Source organism: Brasilonema angustatum (genome assembly GCF_059505445.1).
Window position 1 is genome coordinate 130,636 of the sequence record NZ_JCACKO010000102.1, and the last position, 18,099, is coordinate 148,734.

At 41.5% G+C, this 18,099-nt stretch carries 16 protein-coding genes; 5 read left to right on the forward strand and 11 right to left on the reverse strand.

The features are described from left to right. Positions 1 to 9: 9 nt before the first annotated feature. From crtA to AC5JM2_RS17420, 6 genes are all read right to left on the reverse strand, one after another. On the reverse strand, positions 10 to 870 hold the full coding sequence (gene crtA / locus AC5JM2_RS17395) for a cyanoexosortase A (protein WP_495836104.1): 861 nt from the start codon (positions 868 to 870) through the stop codon (positions 10 to 12). A gap of 281 nt (positions 871 to 1,151) precedes the next feature. Beyond that, on the reverse strand, positions 1,152 to 2,099 hold the full coding sequence (locus tag AC5JM2_RS17400; protein ID WP_495836105.1) for a PEP-CTERM sorting domain-containing protein: 948 nt from the start codon (positions 2,097 to 2,099) through the stop codon (positions 1,152 to 1,154). A gap of 470 nt (positions 2,100 to 2,569) precedes the next feature. Next, the gene (locus tag AC5JM2_RS17405) at positions 2,570 to 3,094 is read right to left on the reverse strand and encodes a hypothetical protein (protein ID WP_495836106.1); all 525 of its coding nucleotides are present in this window, start codon (positions 3,092 to 3,094) and stop codon (positions 2,570 to 2,572) included. Between the two features lie 89 nt (positions 3,095 to 3,183). Beyond that, positions 3,184 to 3,621, reverse strand: coding sequence for a hypothetical protein (locus AC5JM2_RS17410; RefSeq protein WP_495836107.1), 438 nt, complete (start codon positions 3,619 to 3,621; stop codon positions 3,184 to 3,186). Between the two features lie 469 nt (positions 3,622 to 4,090). Further along, positions 4,091 to 4,273, reverse strand: coding sequence for a CsbD family protein (locus AC5JM2_RS17415; protein WP_495836108.1), 183 nt, complete (start codon positions 4,271 to 4,273; stop codon positions 4,091 to 4,093). Positions 4,274 to 4,599: 326 nt separating this feature from the next. Beyond that, on the reverse strand, positions 4,600 to 5,019 hold the full coding sequence (locus tag AC5JM2_RS17420) for a hypothetical protein (protein WP_495836109.1): 420 nt from the start codon (positions 5,017 to 5,019) through the stop codon (positions 4,600 to 4,602). A gap of 284 nt (positions 5,020 to 5,303) precedes the next feature. Between AC5JM2_RS17420 and uvrB the strand changes: the two genes are divergently transcribed. Continuing rightward, on the forward strand, positions 5,304 to 7,304 hold the full coding sequence (gene uvrB, locus AC5JM2_RS17425) for an excinuclease ABC subunit UvrB (protein ID WP_495836110.1): 2,001 nt from the start codon (positions 5,304 to 5,306) through the stop codon (positions 7,302 to 7,304). A gap of 24 nt (positions 7,305 to 7,328) precedes the next feature. Here the strand turns inward: uvrB and AC5JM2_RS17430 are convergent, their stop codons facing one another. From AC5JM2_RS17430 to hslO, 3 genes are all read right to left on the reverse strand, one after another. Further along, the gene (locus AC5JM2_RS17430; RefSeq protein ID WP_495836111.1) at positions 7,329 to 8,744 is read right to left on the reverse strand and encodes a pyridoxal phosphate-dependent decarboxylase family protein; all 1,416 of its coding nucleotides are present in this window, start codon (positions 8,742 to 8,744) and stop codon (positions 7,329 to 7,331) included. Between the two features lie 70 nt (positions 8,745 to 8,814). Beyond that, positions 8,815 to 10,920 (reverse strand): chromosome segregation ATPase, encoded by a 2,106-nt coding sequence (locus AC5JM2_RS17435; protein WP_495836112.1) that lies wholly within the window; start codon positions 10,918 to 10,920, stop codon positions 8,815 to 8,817. A gap of 162 nt (positions 10,921 to 11,082) precedes the next feature. Then, a complete protein-coding gene (gene hslO, locus AC5JM2_RS17440) occupies positions 11,083 to 11,988 on the reverse strand; it encodes an Hsp33 family molecular chaperone HslO (protein WP_495836113.1) in 906 nt (301 codons plus the stop codon). Between the two features lie 396 nt (positions 11,989 to 12,384). On the opposite strand from hslO, the gene AC5JM2_RS17445 reads away from it, so the two are divergent. Continuing rightward, positions 12,385 to 12,771: a hypothetical protein gene (locus AC5JM2_RS17445; RefSeq protein ID WP_495836239.1), complete on the forward strand. Its 387-nt coding sequence runs from the start codon at positions 12,385 to 12,387 to the stop codon at positions 12,769 to 12,771. A gap of 457 nt (positions 12,772 to 13,228) precedes the next feature. On the opposite strand, the gene AC5JM2_RS17450 is transcribed toward AC5JM2_RS17445, so the two are convergent. After that, positions 13,229 to 14,437, reverse strand: coding sequence for an HhoA/HhoB/HtrA family serine endopeptidase (locus AC5JM2_RS17450; protein ID WP_495836114.1), 1,209 nt, complete (start codon positions 14,435 to 14,437; stop codon positions 13,229 to 13,231). Positions 14,438 to 14,716: 279 nt separating this feature from the next. Here AC5JM2_RS17450 and AC5JM2_RS17455 point away from each other — a divergent pair, with 279 nt between their 5' ends. The 3 genes from AC5JM2_RS17455 to AC5JM2_RS17465 all read left to right on the forward strand — a co-directional run bounded on the left by AC5JM2_RS17455 (position 14,717) and on the right by AC5JM2_RS17465 (position 17,163). After that, positions 14,717 to 15,115 (forward strand): metal-sensing transcriptional repressor, encoded by a 399-nt coding sequence (locus AC5JM2_RS17455; RefSeq protein ID WP_495836115.1) that lies wholly within the window; start codon positions 14,717 to 14,719, stop codon positions 15,113 to 15,115. 6 nt (positions 15,116 to 15,121) lie between these two features. Continuing rightward, positions 15,122 to 15,958 (forward strand): 2-succinyl-6-hydroxy-2,4-cyclohexadiene-1-carboxylate synthase, encoded by an 837-nt coding sequence (gene menH, locus AC5JM2_RS17460; protein WP_495836116.1) that lies wholly within the window; start codon positions 15,122 to 15,124, stop codon positions 15,956 to 15,958. 155 nt (positions 15,959 to 16,113) lie between these two features. Then, positions 16,114 to 17,163 carry a 3-deoxy-7-phosphoheptulonate synthase gene (locus AC5JM2_RS17465; protein ID WP_495836117.1) on the forward strand — a complete coding sequence of 350 codons (1,050 nt, stop codon included), beginning with the start codon at positions 16,114 to 16,116 and terminating at the stop codon, positions 17,161 to 17,163. Positions 17,164 to 17,229: 66 nt separating this feature from the next. Here AC5JM2_RS17465 and AC5JM2_RS17470 read toward each other — a convergent pair whose 3' ends face one another. Further along, positions 17,230 to 17,901 carry a glycoside hydrolase family 24 protein gene (locus AC5JM2_RS17470; RefSeq protein WP_495836240.1) on the reverse strand — a complete coding sequence of 224 codons (672 nt, stop codon included), beginning with the start codon at positions 17,899 to 17,901 and terminating at the stop codon, positions 17,230 to 17,232. Positions 17,902 to 18,099 lie beyond the last annotated feature (198 nt).

Genomic DNA, 18,099 nt, shown 5'->3' on the forward strand with positions numbered 1-18,099 from the left:
TCCAAATCATTACTTTGATGACTCCGTGGCGTCTTTATTTCTTAATTCAGACCTTCCAAGGTAAAACCAGCAAAATAATCCAAAAAGTAACACAGCAATCAGCGAAAATACCAGAGAACCATCTCCATCATGCCAGTAATCAAAGACTTCCATATGTCCTTGTGCTACTAAGATAGCCATCAGAGCGACTCTTAAAGCATTCACAATAAACGCCAAAGTGCCGGCTGTAAATGCTATCAGAATTTTGTGCTTCCAATTTTGAGGAAACATTAAGAGAAAAAGTAGAGCTAAGCCTACTAGTTGGAATATCAGCTCTATCCCAGAACATCCCGAATAAACTTCTACGCTTCCAGTCGGGAGATAAAGTTGAGTTCCTTTTTGAGCAACATCAAAACCTGTGTACCAAAGAATTAAAGTTGTAAATTTGGCAGTCAACAGGGATATATCAAGCCATGAAGATAATAATTTAGGTACACTCAGAAAAAATAGAATAAATAATTCTGCTTTGTATTGCTTTAGTCCCTTAAAGCCAGACGCCAGGATTGCAAAACCAATGGCAAAAATCACTGGTGAAAGATACAACAAAACACCAAAGCTTGTGAGGGATATACTCTTGATGAGTAACAGCGCAATCAGTGTTAAACCAAAGAAACTAGAGAAAACTCCACTTTCTAGATTTAAACTGTGGCGCTTTTCCCAGACTAAGGAAGATATCGCCGCCCAAAATAGAAAAGTCATGCCTAGGAGGCTAGAATTATTGGCTTTCCAAAGCACAACCAAATTAATAGCAATTAAGCCTGTTCCTATAGCTAATAACCAGATTTGAGGGTATTTGAGTTGTGAGATAACCGTGAGGTGAGAAGCTTTCATGTCATATGATGATGACTATAAGTAAGTCGGTGCAAAAAAATCAAACTGTGTAAAGAAAAGTAAATAAGGCTCAAACTCTTTCTCTCCCTACTCCCTGCTCCCCTTCGGGTTCCCAGTCGCCTGCGGAGGGAAACCCTCCCGCAGCGCTGTCTCACCTGCTCCCTGCTTTATTCCAACAAGAATTATTTACGCCGATCTACTTAGGCTATTAGCCAGGAGTTATAAACCCCTGGCAAGTGATGAGATGGATGCAGGAAGTTTATTCTACCTGTCTGGTTTTCCTACACTTTTGCAGTCTCTTTTTGTTCCTGCTTGTTGTATTTACGACGCAGAGCCACACCAAAACTACCTGCGGCTAAAGAACCTAATATGGTTATAGGTTCGGGAACAGGATTAGAAGGTTGGACAGCTGGACCTTGACCGACGTTGGTAAAGTTGGAACTTACTCCCTGTGTAAAGTCATAATAGTTGTCGTACGGGTCAATGTCTTGAACTTGGTAAACAACTTTTTGTGTATTCACAAAACTGTTATACAAGTTGGTAAGGAGTGTAGCATTGTTGGAATAGAACCAGCCCGTATCTAGTGTTTCATTGCGGAAACCGCCACTACTTAAACCACCAGAAGCGGCATTTCCTTGGTCATCAGTGTTTTCAGCATTTACACTGCTCCAATTGCCAAAGTTGAGACCATTAACTTGGAGTGTATTATCGTTGAAATCGAAATCACCAGACGCTGAATCGCCGTCATAAAGAGAGAACCGGATAGCAGCCTCTTTAATACCTCCCCCCAGTGCTGAGATGACTGACGAATTAAAACCAGTTTGGGTACCGATAGTAAGTGGATTGTTATTAGCATAGCCTATGTATAATTGATTGGCAGCCAACTGGCTAGTTACCCGTGTATTGTTTTGACCAATCAAATCCAAAACAATTCCACCTACTGGGGTGAATCCATTGCCCAATGTTCCACCCGAAGTTGGGGAAGTGAGTGTGAAGGTAGTTGCGTGCGCTGAACCTGCGACTACACTCAATCCCAGTACAGTGGTAGAGCCTAATGTTAAAACGCGAATAAACGGCTTCATTCCTACCAATTTCAGACTAGCCCTTACGCCCAGTCTACTCCCGGCTCGACTCACACTCGCCTGTCCCATGCCAAGTGTTTCTAGAGCAACATATTTGACCTTAACACAAGCTTTACGTAACTTTTTTCTAACCTTAAATCGTGTCATTGGGCTCACTCCTGTAAGTAGGTAAAAATTGATGGTAGATTTACCCTGGAGTGAGATTCGTTAGTACCTCAAAATAGTTGCACACAAAAGCGTTGCGACGGGTTAGCGTTAACCTGTCGCATACATCATCAGAAAACATCTATCAAACGCTGATGGCAAGTTCTATACTTGCCTCTATTTCTGAGGTACTAGCGGTGTCTTCAGTAATGCTTCTGAAATTGCATAGTAATGAGTGTCACTGTTTACGTAAGCAAAATCAACTAGTTCTAGTTGTCTTAACACAAAATTTAAAGTGAATGTTGTTATTGCGTAAACATTACATATCATCAAAAGTTAGCTTAGATCAACCTTCTGGATGATTCATCACCGAAATTACGATATAAAAACTTTGTAAATTTACGACTATTAAATAAAAAAGATGGGCATTTTTGCCCACCCTACTACAAACTTAAGAATTCAACACTCAACTTTTATCGGTTGTGATTACCTAACCATTTAGCTGCAGCAATTCCCAAAACAGCTGCTACAACAGGATTGCTAAGAAACCTAATAATTCCGGGTTGCTCTGCCAACACTTCGCGGAAGATATCGGGATGGTTGTGATAAGCGAAGGAGGCGAGTTTACTGACATCCTCAGCGTTCATTTGATTAGGAGAGTGAGTGGAAAGACTAAGTTGTTGTTCCAGATGGCGGTCATCGAATCCTCTTTGCTTGAAGTGCTTCAAGAAGCCGCGGGCGACATCATCCCGTTCATTAGGTTTAATTTGAGAAATTGCCTTTTGCAATTCTGGCTCCATTTGGTGGGGGGGAACGTTGTCATGATGTAAACACTGACCAAACAACTGACGGCGTTCTTCGTGTGTTGAGCGCTGGGCAAAATCATCAAAATTATCGTACTCTCTTCCTGAAGAGGTGGGAGCTTGATCTAAAGAATCAACATTTCCATGAGCCAAATCACTCATGATGTCACGTCTGTATTGATCGCTGCTACTCATCTTACTTATCTCCTTTGTCTTATCAAGCTTTTGATTATCAAGCTTTTGAAATAAACTGACTTTTCTTAAACTTTTATCAAATCCAGCAATTATGTGTACTGAACTTGGTTTGTTTGCACGTCATACTGCGCTGTCAAAATCAGTTTTTTATCAGGCGCATACACTAAAACTTTCAAGTCTTGATTGGGAAAGTTGTGACGAAAACCTTCTACTAAGGATTTTGCTAAGGGACGCACATCACTGGGAGGAACTTTAGAGGAAATTACAACACCTAATTTGTTGTTGTCACGCACATAAGCCTCTGTGACTAATCCCTTCGATGTCTGTACAACCCAGTCACCAAAACTTTCTCCTGCTGGGATATTCACTCGCCCTAATTCTCCGGAAGCGACGTCTTTACCAACCATTGGTGGGTTAGTTGTGCGATTAGCTTGTGTCACATTACCACCACAGGCTGTTGTCAAAGTTAAGACTAAAATCAAAACACAACCTATGATGATTTGGCGGCTCTGCTTCAGTAGACTCATACTTCTTACCTCCCTAAAATCAGTTCTCAGTTAGCTGAAATAGAATATCTATTACAGTTGATTGAGTCTGTCTTCAGCTTTCTAAGTAGGTCAACATTGAAAAACGTAAAATAGAGTCTTTGCTATTACTTCGCTACCCTAGTGGGAACAGCCATGCCTTACGGTGAGTCCGAAAAGGACACGCTTCAAACGACGCGTGTACACTCCGTAACCTATGCCCTGCCTTGCCCCCTGCGTACTCCGTAATGACATTTCACATTTAATTAGGTTGAGCTACTTACAATTCTCGGTGTAAGTTCATTGGTGAATCTAAACTACTACATGAACAAACGAAGTCCACCGATGCGGACTTCGTTCCCGCGCTTTGATAACGCGCGTAACTATGAGTTGTTAAGTTTAATAGCGTAGGTATTTCTTAAAATAAATACGCCATTACAAACGCCCAAAGTTAGTAGAAAAAACATTAGTTTTATTTAAGCGTATCCTTTACGTCATCTTTGACATTTTCAACGCCATGACGTACTTCGCCTTCTGCTTGCTTTGCCTGACCTTTAGCTTTATCTTCTGGATCGCCAGTAACGTTTCCTACTACTTCTTGAATTTTACCTTCAACATTTTTAGCTACAGCTTTTGCACGATCTTCTAAACTCATTTAGCCCTCCAGGAATTCTATCAATTACGTTTCAAAGTTGATAATTAACTTTGAACTTGCTTTTTATTACTCTTACAAATTAGCTGAATTATCTTACAGTAGCCTTCCACCTCTAGATATATTAATCTTCTATGCTAAAAGAGAGAGGAAGAGTCACTACTATCCTCTAACACTAGTTAGTTATGAAAAACTTTTGATGCTACTGCATGCCAGTCTATTTAATAATAATGTTTTATGAATAACTCTTAATGTGGCCTATTTAATTAATGAAAAACCCGGCTTCCTTACAAAAACCGGGTGAATAAAGTTATGTGTACAATTTTTATTTAATCAAGAAAGCCCATGAGAGATTCAGGATCGTCAATAGTATTTGACGCTATTGGGCGATTCCCCATGGCAGAGTATGTTTCATAAATTACGAGATCACTTGTACCAATTGGACGAGTTCCAGACTGGTTCATAGTGTGAGCAATTTCAAATGAGTGACCTGTAACTGGGCGTATACCCATTACATTCCTTGTTTCTACAACTTGTAAACTACTGGAGCTGACTGGACGTATTCCACCGACAGGTAGTGTATTATCTACTTTAACTTCACCTAGTAGTTCTACCTGGTTTTGCTGGTCACTACTGTGCTCTACCTGATCCCAACTTTTACCCTGATTATTTTCCACTGTAGTTTCTCCGTTAAGCTTGACATTTTTTCGCCGAGGACTTCTTGCTTCACCAGAGCTAGTTATGCTCATTCATTCTCACCTGGTGTATTGTTAACTTATTTTACAAGATTCTGGGAAAGTTAAATTTTTCCTTAATATCTCAGTTTAACTTTAAAAATATCGTGTAGATATAATTCTTCTATAAGACTTATATTTTAAATATAAATATAAGATTTTTGTTAACTAAAATAAAGAAATGTTGCAGATATCGGCCACAGATTTCAAAGTGGCGACAAAACTTATTTATACAGTAAAAGCACCGATTGTGTTGAAGTTGCTTAGCATATTAAATAGAAGCAGCTGAATTAACTTCTATGACGCAATTTCATCTTCAAGCTCCCTTTCAACCGACAGGCGATCAACCACAAGCGATCGCTCAACTTATCACCAGCGTAAATTATGCAAACAGGTATCAAACTTTACTGGGAGCGACGGGAACAGGAAAAACTTTTACCATCGCCTCAGTGATTGAAAAAGTGGGGAAACCCACTCTCGTTCTTGCTCACAACAAAACTCTTGCGGCACAACTGTGTAACGAGTTACGAGAATTCTTTGCTGAGAATGCAGTTGAGTATTTCGTTAGTTACTACGATTACTATCAGCCAGAAGCCTATATTCCTGTCAGCGATACATATATAGAAAAAACGGCTTCGATTAACGATGAAATTGATATGTTGCGACACTCAGCAACGCGATCGCTCTTTGAACGCCGCGATGTAGTTGTTGTTGCATCTATTAGTTGCATCTATGGTTTAGGAATGCCTTCAGAATACCTGAAAGCAGCTATTCCCTTTCAAGTCGGTTTGGAAGTGAACCAACGGGAAATACTGAAAGATTTAGTATCCATTCAGTATAGCCGCAACGATGTGGAGTTAGGTCGCGGACGTTTTCGCGTCCGGGGTGATGTATTGGAAATTGGTCCAGCGTATGAAGACCGAATTATCCGCGTGGAATTCTTTGGTGATGAGATTGATGCTATTCGCTATGTTGACCCTGTCACAGGTGAAATTATTAAGAGTGTAGAAGCGGTGAATCTTTATCCGGCGCGTCACTTCGTCACTCCTGAAGAAAGGTTAGAAGAAGCTTGCGATGCGATCGCAGCAGAACTCAAACAGCGAAAAGCAGAATTAGAGGAAGCTGGGAAATTACTGGAAGCGCAACGCATAGACCAGAGGACGCGCTATGATTTGGAAATGTTGCGTGAGGTGGGTTATTGCAATGGTGTGGAAAACTATTCCCGTCACCTTGCAGGACGCCAAGCAGGCGAACCACCCGAATGTTTGATTGATTATTTCCCCAAAGATTGGCTGTTGGTCATAGATGAATCTCATGTCACTGTACCGCAAATACGCGGAATGTATAACGGTGACCAAGCACGAAAAAAAGTGTTAATTGAGCATGGGTTTCGTCTACCCAGTGCGGCTGATAACCGTCCACTGAAGGCTGAGGAATTTTGGACAAAGGTGAATCAGTGTATTTTCGTTTCCGCTACCCCAGGAAATTGGGAACTCGAAGTTTCTGAAGGTCATATCGCACAACAAATCATTAGACCAACTGGAGTTGTTGATCCAGAAATCATAGTCCGTCCGACAGAAGGGCAAATCGATGATTTGTTGGGCGAAATAAAAGACAGAGTTGATCGCCAGGAACGAGTGCTGATTACAACACTGACTAAGCGCATGGCAGAAGATTTAACTGAATATCTGCAAGACAACAGTATTCGAGTAAGGTATCTGCATTCTGAAATTAATTCGATTGAGCGAATTGAGATTTTGCAGGATTTGCGCGATGGTAGCTTTGATGTGTTGGTTGGTGTGAACTTGCTGCGGGAAGGTTTGGATTTACCAGAAGTTTCTCTGGTGGCGATTTTGGATGCTGATAAAGAAGGCTTTTTGCGTGCAGAACGTTCTCTGATTCAAACGATTGGAAGAGCAGCGCGTCATGTGCGGGGACAAGCGATTATGTATGCGGATAACTTAACTGATAGCATGATCAAAGCTATGGAAGAAACCGAGAGGCGTCGCAATATTCAAATGGCTCATAACCGGATGCACGGAATTACACCGCAACCAATTGTGAAGAAAAAATCGAGCAATGCGATTTTATCTTTCTTAGAAGTGTCGCGGCGATTAAATGCAACCGAGTTAGATACAGTTAAACAACATATAGATGAATTTCCTTTGGAAGAGATTCCAGGTTTGATTACTCAACTGGAAGCACAGATGAAAGAAGCGGCGAAGAAACTAGAGTTTGAGGAGGCGGGGAAGTTGCGCGATCGCATTAAGCTGCTGCGGGATAAATTAGTGGGACGATAACAATTCACGCATTCGCTCATTTCGCTACTGCATAACTGAGTCTTTAAACGAACTCATCGTTTCTGAAAGTGCTTCCCACAGGATTTGAACATCAATCTGTTGAGTGCGCCAGTTGGAGAATGCAGCTCGAATTGCTGGCACACTTCCGTAAACAGTTGGTGTTAGGAAAACCTTTCCACTATCGTGCAACTTTTCCAGGAATTTTTCAATGGTGTCTAATCGAATCTCTTGCCCGTCAACTGACAAGGTAAAGCAGACGACATTAAGACGAACAGGAGCTAAAAGCTTGAAATCTCTAGAATTCTTTATTTTCTTACCTAAAAGTTGAGCTAACTCACAGTTTGTCTCAACGATGTCTCGATACCCCTGTGCACCATAAGCTATCAAGCTAAACCATGCAGGAAGTGCCCTGAATCGGCGTGAGTTTTCTGGAGTTAAGTGAACAAAATCAGGATTTTCAGCCGGAACTCCAAGATAAGCTGCATTATTTTGAAAGACTTCGAGTTGGAGATTTCGATGCCGTGTAAATTGCATAGCCGAATCATAAGGAACATTCAGCCATTTGTGAGCATCAATCGCGATCGAATCCGCAGCATCCAGCCCTTGTACCAGATGGCAGTATTGAGGTGAACAAGCTGCAAATCCACCAAAGGCAGCATCTACATGCAGCCAGAAATTAAACTCTTGCTTGAGTGCTGCAATTCCCATTAAATCGTCAAAATCACCAGTATTAACGGTTCCTGCATTTGCCACAACAATACATGGCTCCTGGCAACGACTCAAGTTTTTGGTGAGTTCATCTAAGTCAATAGCTTCTCGTTCAGGTAAACAAGGAACAATTTGTAGATTACTTTTACCCATTCCAAGCATAGAAACTGCTTTGCTGATACACGAATGGGGTGAACCGCTGAAGATTTTGATAGCGGGCAAAGCATACAGTCCATGATGAGTAATATCGATCTTCAGCTGTTGAGCAATCCATTGTCTGGCTAATGCTAAACCCACAAAATTGGACATTGTCGCACCTGAGACAAATGTTCCGGAGTGGGAGTCTGATATCTGGAAGAGTTGGCGAAGGAAACTGATTGTCTCTCGCTCAACTTCAGGCGCAGAGGAATCTTTCGCACCGATGACATTTTGATCAAAGATACTCACAAGCCAGTCACCTGCAATCGCTGCAGGTGTAGAACCGCCAGTCACAAAGCCCAAGTAACGAGGACCAATACTAGCAGTAATTCCTGCACCATACTTGTTGTTAAACGCCTCTAAAGCTTTCTCTGTACCAATTCCCTCTTTAGGCAAGGAGGCTATGTCATAATTTGCAGGCATAACTCCAACAGGACGTTGGTTCAAACCTTGCAAAAATTGGGTTGCATGACTCAGAATTTTTCCGAGTATCTGGTTAAGGCGTCTAACATCAGTTTCTAAATTTCTATCCACTGTGTTTCACAAGCTGTGACTTTCGGTTACCAAGCCTACACAGAACTTTATTGTATGTGCAAATTTGATATTACTGTCCTTCGATCACCCTTGGTTGCTCAGGCAAAGATTCTTGTTGAGATTGTTCTTGTGTAGGTTGTTGTTGAGATTGTTCCTGTGGAACTTCTTGTGGCTGAGGATTGAGATATTCTTGCCATGCTCTAATTTGTTCTCGTGCAGCACTATAGGCATCAGTTCCTCTTGGAATCAGTCTGGCTGTCTCAATAGCTCTAGGAATATTAGATTCTCCTTGAGCACGAGCTATATCCAACAATTGCTGACTCCATTGGTCAATGGCGATACTTGCATCACTGTGTAGGATGCTATTATCCGGTACTCTGTTTGCTAGCCTAATTGCTTGTGCCAAAGCTTCCGGAGTTCCGGTAACTGCGATTTCTCGTGCTTTGTTCCAATTTTGTTTTGCACGAATTTGTCCTTGCCACTGATCTATAACTGTTTGTGCTTCACCAGAAAGTGCTCGTCCTGAGCGGATTTGTTGAGCTGTTGCAATAGCAGAGGGTAAATCGCCACTGTCAGCTAAGCTTTTTGCTTGGTCTAAGTAGGGCTGGTCTTGAGTAGTTTGAATCTTTGCTGTCCAATTCCCAATTTTTCTTCGTGCTTCTGGATACAATGCACGACCTCGTCGAACTTGACTTGCCTGTGCGATCGCCGCTTGTAGAGAGTTAACATCCTCAAGCATTGCCATTTGATCAGCTCGATCCAAATACGGACGGTCTTCGATTGTCTGTATTTGAGCAACCCAACCACCAATTTCTTTTTTTGCTTGCTCTGCACGAGGGTTGCCTTCTGGAATTAGTTGTGCTTCAGTGATAGCTGCTGCAAAATCTTTAACTGAACCAAGGCTTGCCAGAGTTCTTGCTTTTTCCAAATGGGCGACATCTTGAATTTCTAGTTGCCAGCTAGCAATAAGTTCTTGCGCTTTTTCATATTTTGGTCTGGTTGCCTCTATTTGTTGAGCTTGGGCAATTGCTGTTTCTAGACCGGCTGTTGTCCCTAACCATGCACTCCTTTGCGCTTCAGATAAAGCAATAAAGTCTTGTATGTCCTTATTGTGTCCAGTGCTGGGGGGAATTTTTTGGGCTATCAAGATAGCTTGGTCTGGATTTCGTCCGTCCAGTTTTGCCTGTGCCAACTCAAGCATTTTATCTCCAAATTCCGAAAGAGCTTGCTGGGCTTTGGGATAAACGTAACTGTCCTGCCGTATCGACTCTGCCACCTTAATGGCTTTGAGGAGATTATCGACTGTTTTGCTTTCGGCTAAAGTTTTCGCTTTTCCTAACTGCTCACCATCTTCTCGGGCGCTGACAATTAATCGATTCAACTGGTCATATTTCGTCATCGACCAGTATGTATTATCTACACGCAACAATCTAGAAGCTAACATGAACGCTTGATGCCATTTTTCGTCCCGCATTTGGGCTTCTGCTTCAGTGTAAATGCCTTCTGCTGTTGACCAGATGGATTGCCATTTGGAAATTTTTGGCTCCACCAATCGATAAGCGGATTCCTCTTTTGGAACCTGGCGAGCTGTTGCGATCGCTTCGTCTAGCCGACCTGCCTGGAAACTCTGGTCTGCTAATTGCAGAATCTCCCGTGACCAATCTTCTATTAAACGGTCAATTTCTCCACGAAGCGGGTGATTTTTTGGCAGTTCTTTGACTAGGGCGATCGCTTGGAGAAGGTCTTTTACCGTTTGCTTAGAAGCTGCCAACTGAGCGCAATTTAGCCGTACCGAAGCACTAGCCAATGGCCAGAAAATCGATGGACAGTTAGGCGCAGATGGCAGCTTGAGTAACATTGCTGTTGCCATAAAGGCTATTCCGCTAGGAACCAACGCTAACAGTAACGTCCACAACACCCACGATTTCGTCCATTTAGGCAATGTCCAAGAACTTTTACTGACTGGTACTATTTCTTGGGACTCTTTATCTAGAGACAGTTGGTCCGAATCATTTTCTTTTGAGCCTTTCACAGAATCGATGATATAACTGGTTGTTGCGACTCCAGACGTATGTGTTTCACTAGATTCTTGCCTTCGGTATCCTCTAGTCATATTGTTATCTGGCTCTCTTGCTTTGCCTGGTAACCAACTTTCTGGCATATCCCGCTCTGTCATCTCTCACACCAAAATAAACAATTAACTTTAGCGATCTGTTATAGCTCCAAAGTTTCGTCCCTGCCATCGTAACTTTCCTTCTGGATGAAGTTACTTCTTACATGATGATATGTCCTCCACTCATATCATGTATATGCTAGATAAAAAGTTTTCTTTTATACTTTACACCCCGGCTGAAGCTTCTGCTTGCAAATCTACAACCAGTTGAGCCAAGTCATCTCGACTTGCCTGGTAAACTGTACCACAAAAATCGCAAGTTGCTTCCGCCCCATTATCTTTAACAATCATGTCTTGTAGTTCTGCTTCACCCAACATTTTGAGTGCTCCTAGCACGCGGTCAAAGGAGCAACCGCAGTGGTAACGTAAAATTTGGGTTTCCGGAAAGATCGCAACTCCCATATCTCCCAGTAAATCACCAAAGATGTCTGTCAAGGATTTCCCTGCTTGCAACAAAGGTGTAAATCCTGATAGTGCGGCGACTCGTGATTCCAAAGTTTCCACTAGAGCTTCATCTCTAGCGGCTTTAGGCAATACTTGTACCAGTAATCCTCCGGCTGCTGTCACTCCGTTTGCTCCTACGAACACGCCTAATACTACCGCTGAAGGTGTTTGTTCCGAACTGATGAGGTAATGAGCCACGTCGTCCCCTATCTCACCAGAAACAAGCTCCACCGTACTAGAGTAAGGATACCCATATCCAATGTCGCGGACTACGTAAAGAAAACCTTTACCAACTGCACCACCAACGTCAAGCTTACCTTTACTATTGGGAGGCAGTTCTACAGATGAATTTTCCACGTAACCGCGTACTGTTCCATCTAGTCCTGCGTCTATTAATATACCACCTAAAGGTCCATCACCTTTAACTCGGACATTAACTCTAGATCCAGCCCGTTTCATACTAGAAGCCATCAGCAAGCCTGCTGTCATCGTTCGACCTAGCGCAGCCGTTGCTACATAAGAAAGCTTATGTCTATTTCTTGCTTCTTCTGTCAAGCGTGTAGTTATTGCACCAACTGCACGAATACCACCTTGTGCTGCAGTGGCGCGAATTAATTGATCCGCCATGAAAAAAACCTATACCTTTAATTTCTTACCGAAATTTCCTGTGCAAAAAGCACCGAAAGATAATTATTTTAGTATAACAAAACTTAACTTAACTTAAACACGTGGGTAATGAGTGGGTTGGAGTCAGTGCACTAACTTAGTGAATACATGTTGTATTTGCATATCTTTTGTGCTTACTGTGCAAGGATGTTGAAATAAATTACAACTCCTTAATCCGCAATCAGCGAAACATCACGATATCGCTTTTGGTTCTTCGTAGTGTTGACTAGAAAGGTGTCGCTAATGACACGTTGTAGAAATCTTTTAGTAATCGTGGACTTCGCGCCATCAAGAAGCATCAATGCGGTTCGTTATACTAAAAAAACACTCTCTCATGCTTCCCGTAATCCTCGAAAAATGTTAGGTAATTATCAACAAAGCCAAATACGGATAGAAGTGGATGCATCCTTCAGTGCAATTCGCGACAGTCTGCTGCGTCCTACGGAACTAGAAAAATGGCTGCCCACAGGTCGCTTTGCTACTGGAATCCCAGAAGAACTCCATTCTGGAGTTGAGTATACTACCCAGATTGGACCACTCTCGATTCATCATCAAGTAGATGTGGCACGTCCTAACTGTTTACGCTTGTTACTCTCTCAAGGAATAGATGGGTTTCATGAATGGTACTGGGGAGAAGGTTGGGTACAGTCTCGTCTAGAGGGAGTGACAATTTTACCGCTTTCTTTGGGACAAACTTTAAGTTTGTTGAGTTTGCGTCAGTTTCTGGTAAAGAAAAAACCTTGACAAAAAACCCAGCTTCTTCAAAAAGCTGGGCTTTTACAGTCTAGAATTTAAAAATTTTTACCAGAAGACGAGGAGAAAGCCCATCCCACGCGCGGAGTGGGAGGAATCGTCGCTACGTCGTCTTAGTCATTAGTCATTAGTCAATAGTCATTAGTAAGAAAAAGCACGATTTTCGTGTTCGCGTTAGCTCCGGCCCCCTCCGGGGCTAGCGTGCCGTAGGCATAAAACATACTAGTGACAAAGGACTAATGATATCATCGTGTCCGGTTAAAGACTTATCATTAAGACTGCAAGGGAGCAGGGGGAACGGAGCACCGGAGAAAGGGTTTTCGGTTTCTGCATAGATTTAGGAATAATAACTAATCAACCGGACTTGATATGACTAATGACTTCGATTTCTCCCGGCTTTTTATGAAATTTTCACTCCGTTTAATTTCATAAAAAGCCGGGAGATGAGTTAAGAGGGATTTTGCAGTTGAACAGTACGTATCGATAGCTGTTGTGTCCGGTTACCCCTTTGGACTTTTAACTGCAATTGCTGACCTACACGACTATTTTCTACAATGTCAAGCAACTGTGTGCCTTTTGTGACGGGCTGTCGATCAACCTCAAGAATCACATCTCCCGGACGTATTCCCGCAGTTGCGGCTGGTGAATTGGGCACCACTTGCATGACTAAAACGCCATCAATTTCTGGCAATTGAATCGGAGAATTAGGGTTAGAGTTGAATTGTCTTGCCAATTCGGGGGTTATCTCTTGCATTTGCACACCTATGAATGGGTGAGCAATTGTTTCTCCTCGTTCCAGTTTAGTTGCAACTGTTTTAGCTTTATCAATAGGAATGGCAAACCCAATACCCGTTGCGTCACCACGAATAGCTGTGTTGATACCAATGACTTCACCTTGAGCATTCACCAGTGGTCCACCAGAGTTACCAGGGTTGATAGCGGCGTCGGTTTGAATGAAATCTAGGCGTTTGTTACCAATGCCAACTAGACTACTGGAACGTCTGAGGGTGCTGATAATTCCTAAAGTAACGGTGTTATCTAATCCTAAGGGGTTACCAACTGCGATCGCCCAGTCACCCACTTGTACCTTAGTTGAAGAACCCAAGGGTGCAATTGGTAAATCAGCACCAGCGTTAATTTTGACTACCGCCAAATCAGTCACTTCATCAACGCCTTGTACCTTTCCTTCAAAGCTGCGTCCGTCTTTGAGGCGGACAGTTACTTTATCAGCCTTATCGACTACATGAGCATTCGTCAGAATTAACCCACTCTTATCAATGATAAAGCCAGAACCAAGACCACGTAATTGCTCGGGGGGCAACTGCTGTGGTGAACCGTTACCAAAAAATCGCCGGAAAAAGGGATCGTCAAAGAATGGATCAGAGCGTCGGGTAATTGTACGCTCAGTGTCTATCCTCACAACTGCTGGTCCAACGCGATTTACTGCTGCTGTCACAAAGCTACTGCTACCAATAGCAGCAGTGGCTGGTGATTTCTGAGCAACAAGTTGTGAATCAGCACTCACATAACTCGGTGCTGGTTCTGCTTGGGAGGGTGAGACTTGCAGAGTGCCAACAGTTAGCAAAACTCCCAAAATTACGGCTAACACATGAGTACTTAGTTGGCGTATTGACCGGAGTCGTTTGGAAAATCGCATAACCACAACCTTATATTTCAGCCTAATTGTTGTTTCTATTGTGAAAAATTTCTCTATGCTATTTTTACAGGTTTTGTGATAACGAATATTTATTGACTTTGTTTATGGCTTGATGTTTCGCGCTTCCTCCTTAATCGTTGAAAATCTGGGATTTATTCTTTAATTTAGGACATTTTCAGATAAGATTGGTCATTTTCCTCATCTTCCTCATTTCCCTCGTCCCCTCCTCTGTGCTCTAGGTTAGGATCTTATTTACTGGCAGCACCTCAACACAAACCTATGAATGGATCGAACAGATCAACAAAACAATCTTCATCCACATCTGGGCAGGATGAGGATTTCCTCCTTGAGGATACACACAAAGATAATACACAGCATCTTCATAACCATGAACATTCTGTTCATGCTCACGTTCATAGTGAAGAATCTCTGCGGCGAATCGTCAATCGGCTTTCGCGTATAGAAGGGCACATTCGCGGGGTCAAGACAATGGTGCAGCAAAGTAGCCCTTGTCCTGATGTTTTACTACAAATTGCTGCAGTACGGGGAGCATTGGATCGGGTAGCACGGATTGTCTTGGATGAACATTTAACAGAGTGTATCGCAAGAGCTGCAAAAGAAGGCAATATTGAAGTTGAACTGGAACAACTTAAAGCTGCTTTAGATAGATTTTTATAAACACACATGCTTTCCAAATCAAAAACGAATGAAGATTATCAATTTCATTATTCGTTCAGTGGTAATCCAGATCAACCACTGATTCTTTTTTTGCACGGATTCATGGGGAACAGTCATGAATTTGATGAAGCCATTTCATTACTATGTGATGATTTTTACTGTTTGACAGTTGACCTTCCTGGACATGGAAAAACTAAAGTTTTGTGTGGTGATGAGTGGTATACAATGCCAAACACTGCTGATACTGTAATCAACTTACTGGATAATTTAAAAATTACCAAATGCTTTTTGGTTGGATATTCAATGGGTGGGAGATTAGCTTTATACCTGACTCTGCATTTTCCTCAGCGTTTCACGAAAGTTGTTCTGGAATCAGCGTCTCCTGGTTTATTAACAGAAGCAGAACGAGTAGAACGAGTTAAACGTGATGAGCAAATAGCCAGGAAATTAGAAAGAAGTGTTTGCAGAAATGATTTTGTTACCTTTGTCTACAATTGGTACAATCAACAAATTTTTGGCTTAATTAAAGATCATCCCCAATTTCATCGCCTTCTAGAAGTCCGGTTGCAAAATCATCCAATTGAGTTAGCTAAATCACTACGGTTTATGGGTACTGGATGTCAACCTTCTTTGTGGGAAATGCTGAAAAAAAATAAAAACCCTGTGCTTTTATTAGCAGGGGAATATGATGAAAAGTTTATAGATGTCAATACAGAGATGACTAACATTTGTGAATCTTGCCAACTAAAAGTTATTCAGACGTCCGCACATAATATTCATTTTGAAAATGTTAAGGCTTTTGTTGAGAATCTTCAATATTTTTTATCTAAGCATAACATTTGAAAAGCATCGTCACCCACATCTTGCACATTTGACGATCATCAATAAATATGACAAGAGAAAAAAAGGAAAGACATGAAATAATTTCAGATGATTGAGTTATACTATTCAATGAAAAGAAATAGTCAACTTGTAGCAAACTTCCAAAAAAGCAATTTATGGAAAACAAGAAATTATCTAACACTCACATTGAAAGTTTTCAACCCTTATTAACTCCAGATGATTTGAAATCGAGATTACCTTTAACACCTTTAGCAAAAGAAACAGTTTTTCAATTTAGAGAGGAATTAGAAAAAATTCTAACTTTTCAAGACAGGAGAAAATTCATAGTAGTTGGTCCATGTTCTATCCACGATACAAAAGCAGCGATAGAATATTCAGAAAAACTAAAAATTCTTGCTGAGCGAGTCCAGGATAAACTGCTGCTTATCATGAGGGTATATTTTGAAAAACCAAGAACAACAGTAGGATGGAAAGGATTAATTAATGATCCTGATATGGATGATTCTTTCCAGATCGAAAAAGGTTTATTAATGGCACGTACCTTACTGCTAAAAATTGCGGAATTGGGATTACCTATCGGTACAGAAGCACTCGATCCTATAGTACCTCAGTATATTAGTGAACTTATTACGTGGTCTGCAATTGGAGCACGCACAACCGAATCACAAACTCATCGCGAAATGGCAAGCGGACTTTCAATGCCAGTGGGTTTTAAAAATGGCACTGATGGTAATATTAATGTGGCTTTGAATGCTCTCCAATCAGCTCAGAAACCTCACAACTTTTTAGGAATTAATAAAAAGGGACAGGTGAGCATCTTTAAAACGAGAGGAAATGCCTACGGTCATGTTATTTTGCGAGGCGGTAATGGTCAGCCTAACTTTGATGCAGCGAATGTCAAACAGGTAGAAGAAAAATTAAAAGAGGCAAATTTATCGCCGGGAATTGTGATCGACTGTAGTCACGGCAATTCAAGTAAACAATATAAATTACAGAGTTCTGTTTTTGAAAAAATTATTCAACAAATAGTGGATGGTAATACATCAATAGTTGGCATGATGTTGGAATCCAATTTGTATGAAGGTCATCAACAGATTCCTAGTGATCGAGAGCAATTACAATATGGCGTTTCTGTTACAGATGGGTGTATTGCTTGGCAAGAAACAGAAGAAATTATTTTGGCTGCTCACAAAAACCTAAAATAGAAAGGTTTTGTTGCAAAAAGTTGTACCAAGAGTTCCAAAAACCAATCATTAACTGAGAGCTTTTTCTTACACTGATTTTCCAGATGCCTTTAATTCTTCTATCAACATTTTCTGATAAATCTGTGGTAGAGACTTGCTCACAGAATTAGTTTCTATACCATATCCCAAACTTGTCCAAGTAGGAGACAACCGGCGCAAAACATCCGGTAACTTTCCTTGACGTAACTGTTGAGAAATATCAGTTCCCCAAAATCGAGAGTCACTTAACCAACGGTAAACAACTACGTCTTGATACTCTGGTTCAAAACTATAAGAAGCCCAAAACAAAAATCGTCCTGGGCTTGGATGATAACGTGATGCTAAATTATACCATGTGACATTAATAATTTGATATCTACCTGCGGCTGTAGAACAATTACCTTTGTTCAGACCTGTAACAATAGTGACGCATATCTCCGGATGGCGGTTAAGGTTGTTAACGTGCTGTCCACCATACAACACTGAATAAGGACGGTTGCTACTCGCTTCACTTGCTGAGATGGTTCGCATCAAAGCACGGATATAAGGATCGCCCCCTTTCATAACTAAGGGAGGCTGTTTGTTGCCAAAGGTAGGATCCTGATGCGATCGCAAATCTCCAAATATCGACCACTGCAACAAACATACCAAGCCAAGAAGTGCGGCTATTGGTGCTATGAGTTGTTCAACGCCGCCTTTGCGTTCTAAGCTTTTGTTCAGAGTCCGACTCCTTAAAAATTAGCTATTATTGCCATCAAAATATAACAACAATCTTCGACGCACTCATTCCGGAAAATAACCAGAAAATTACTGAAAAGTCAATAGCCATTAGTGATTTGTTATTCGACTCTTGACCCCGAATGAGTCAAAAGTCACAGTTAGACTGGCTCACTTTTGACTCACAGCCTTGTGCTAAAA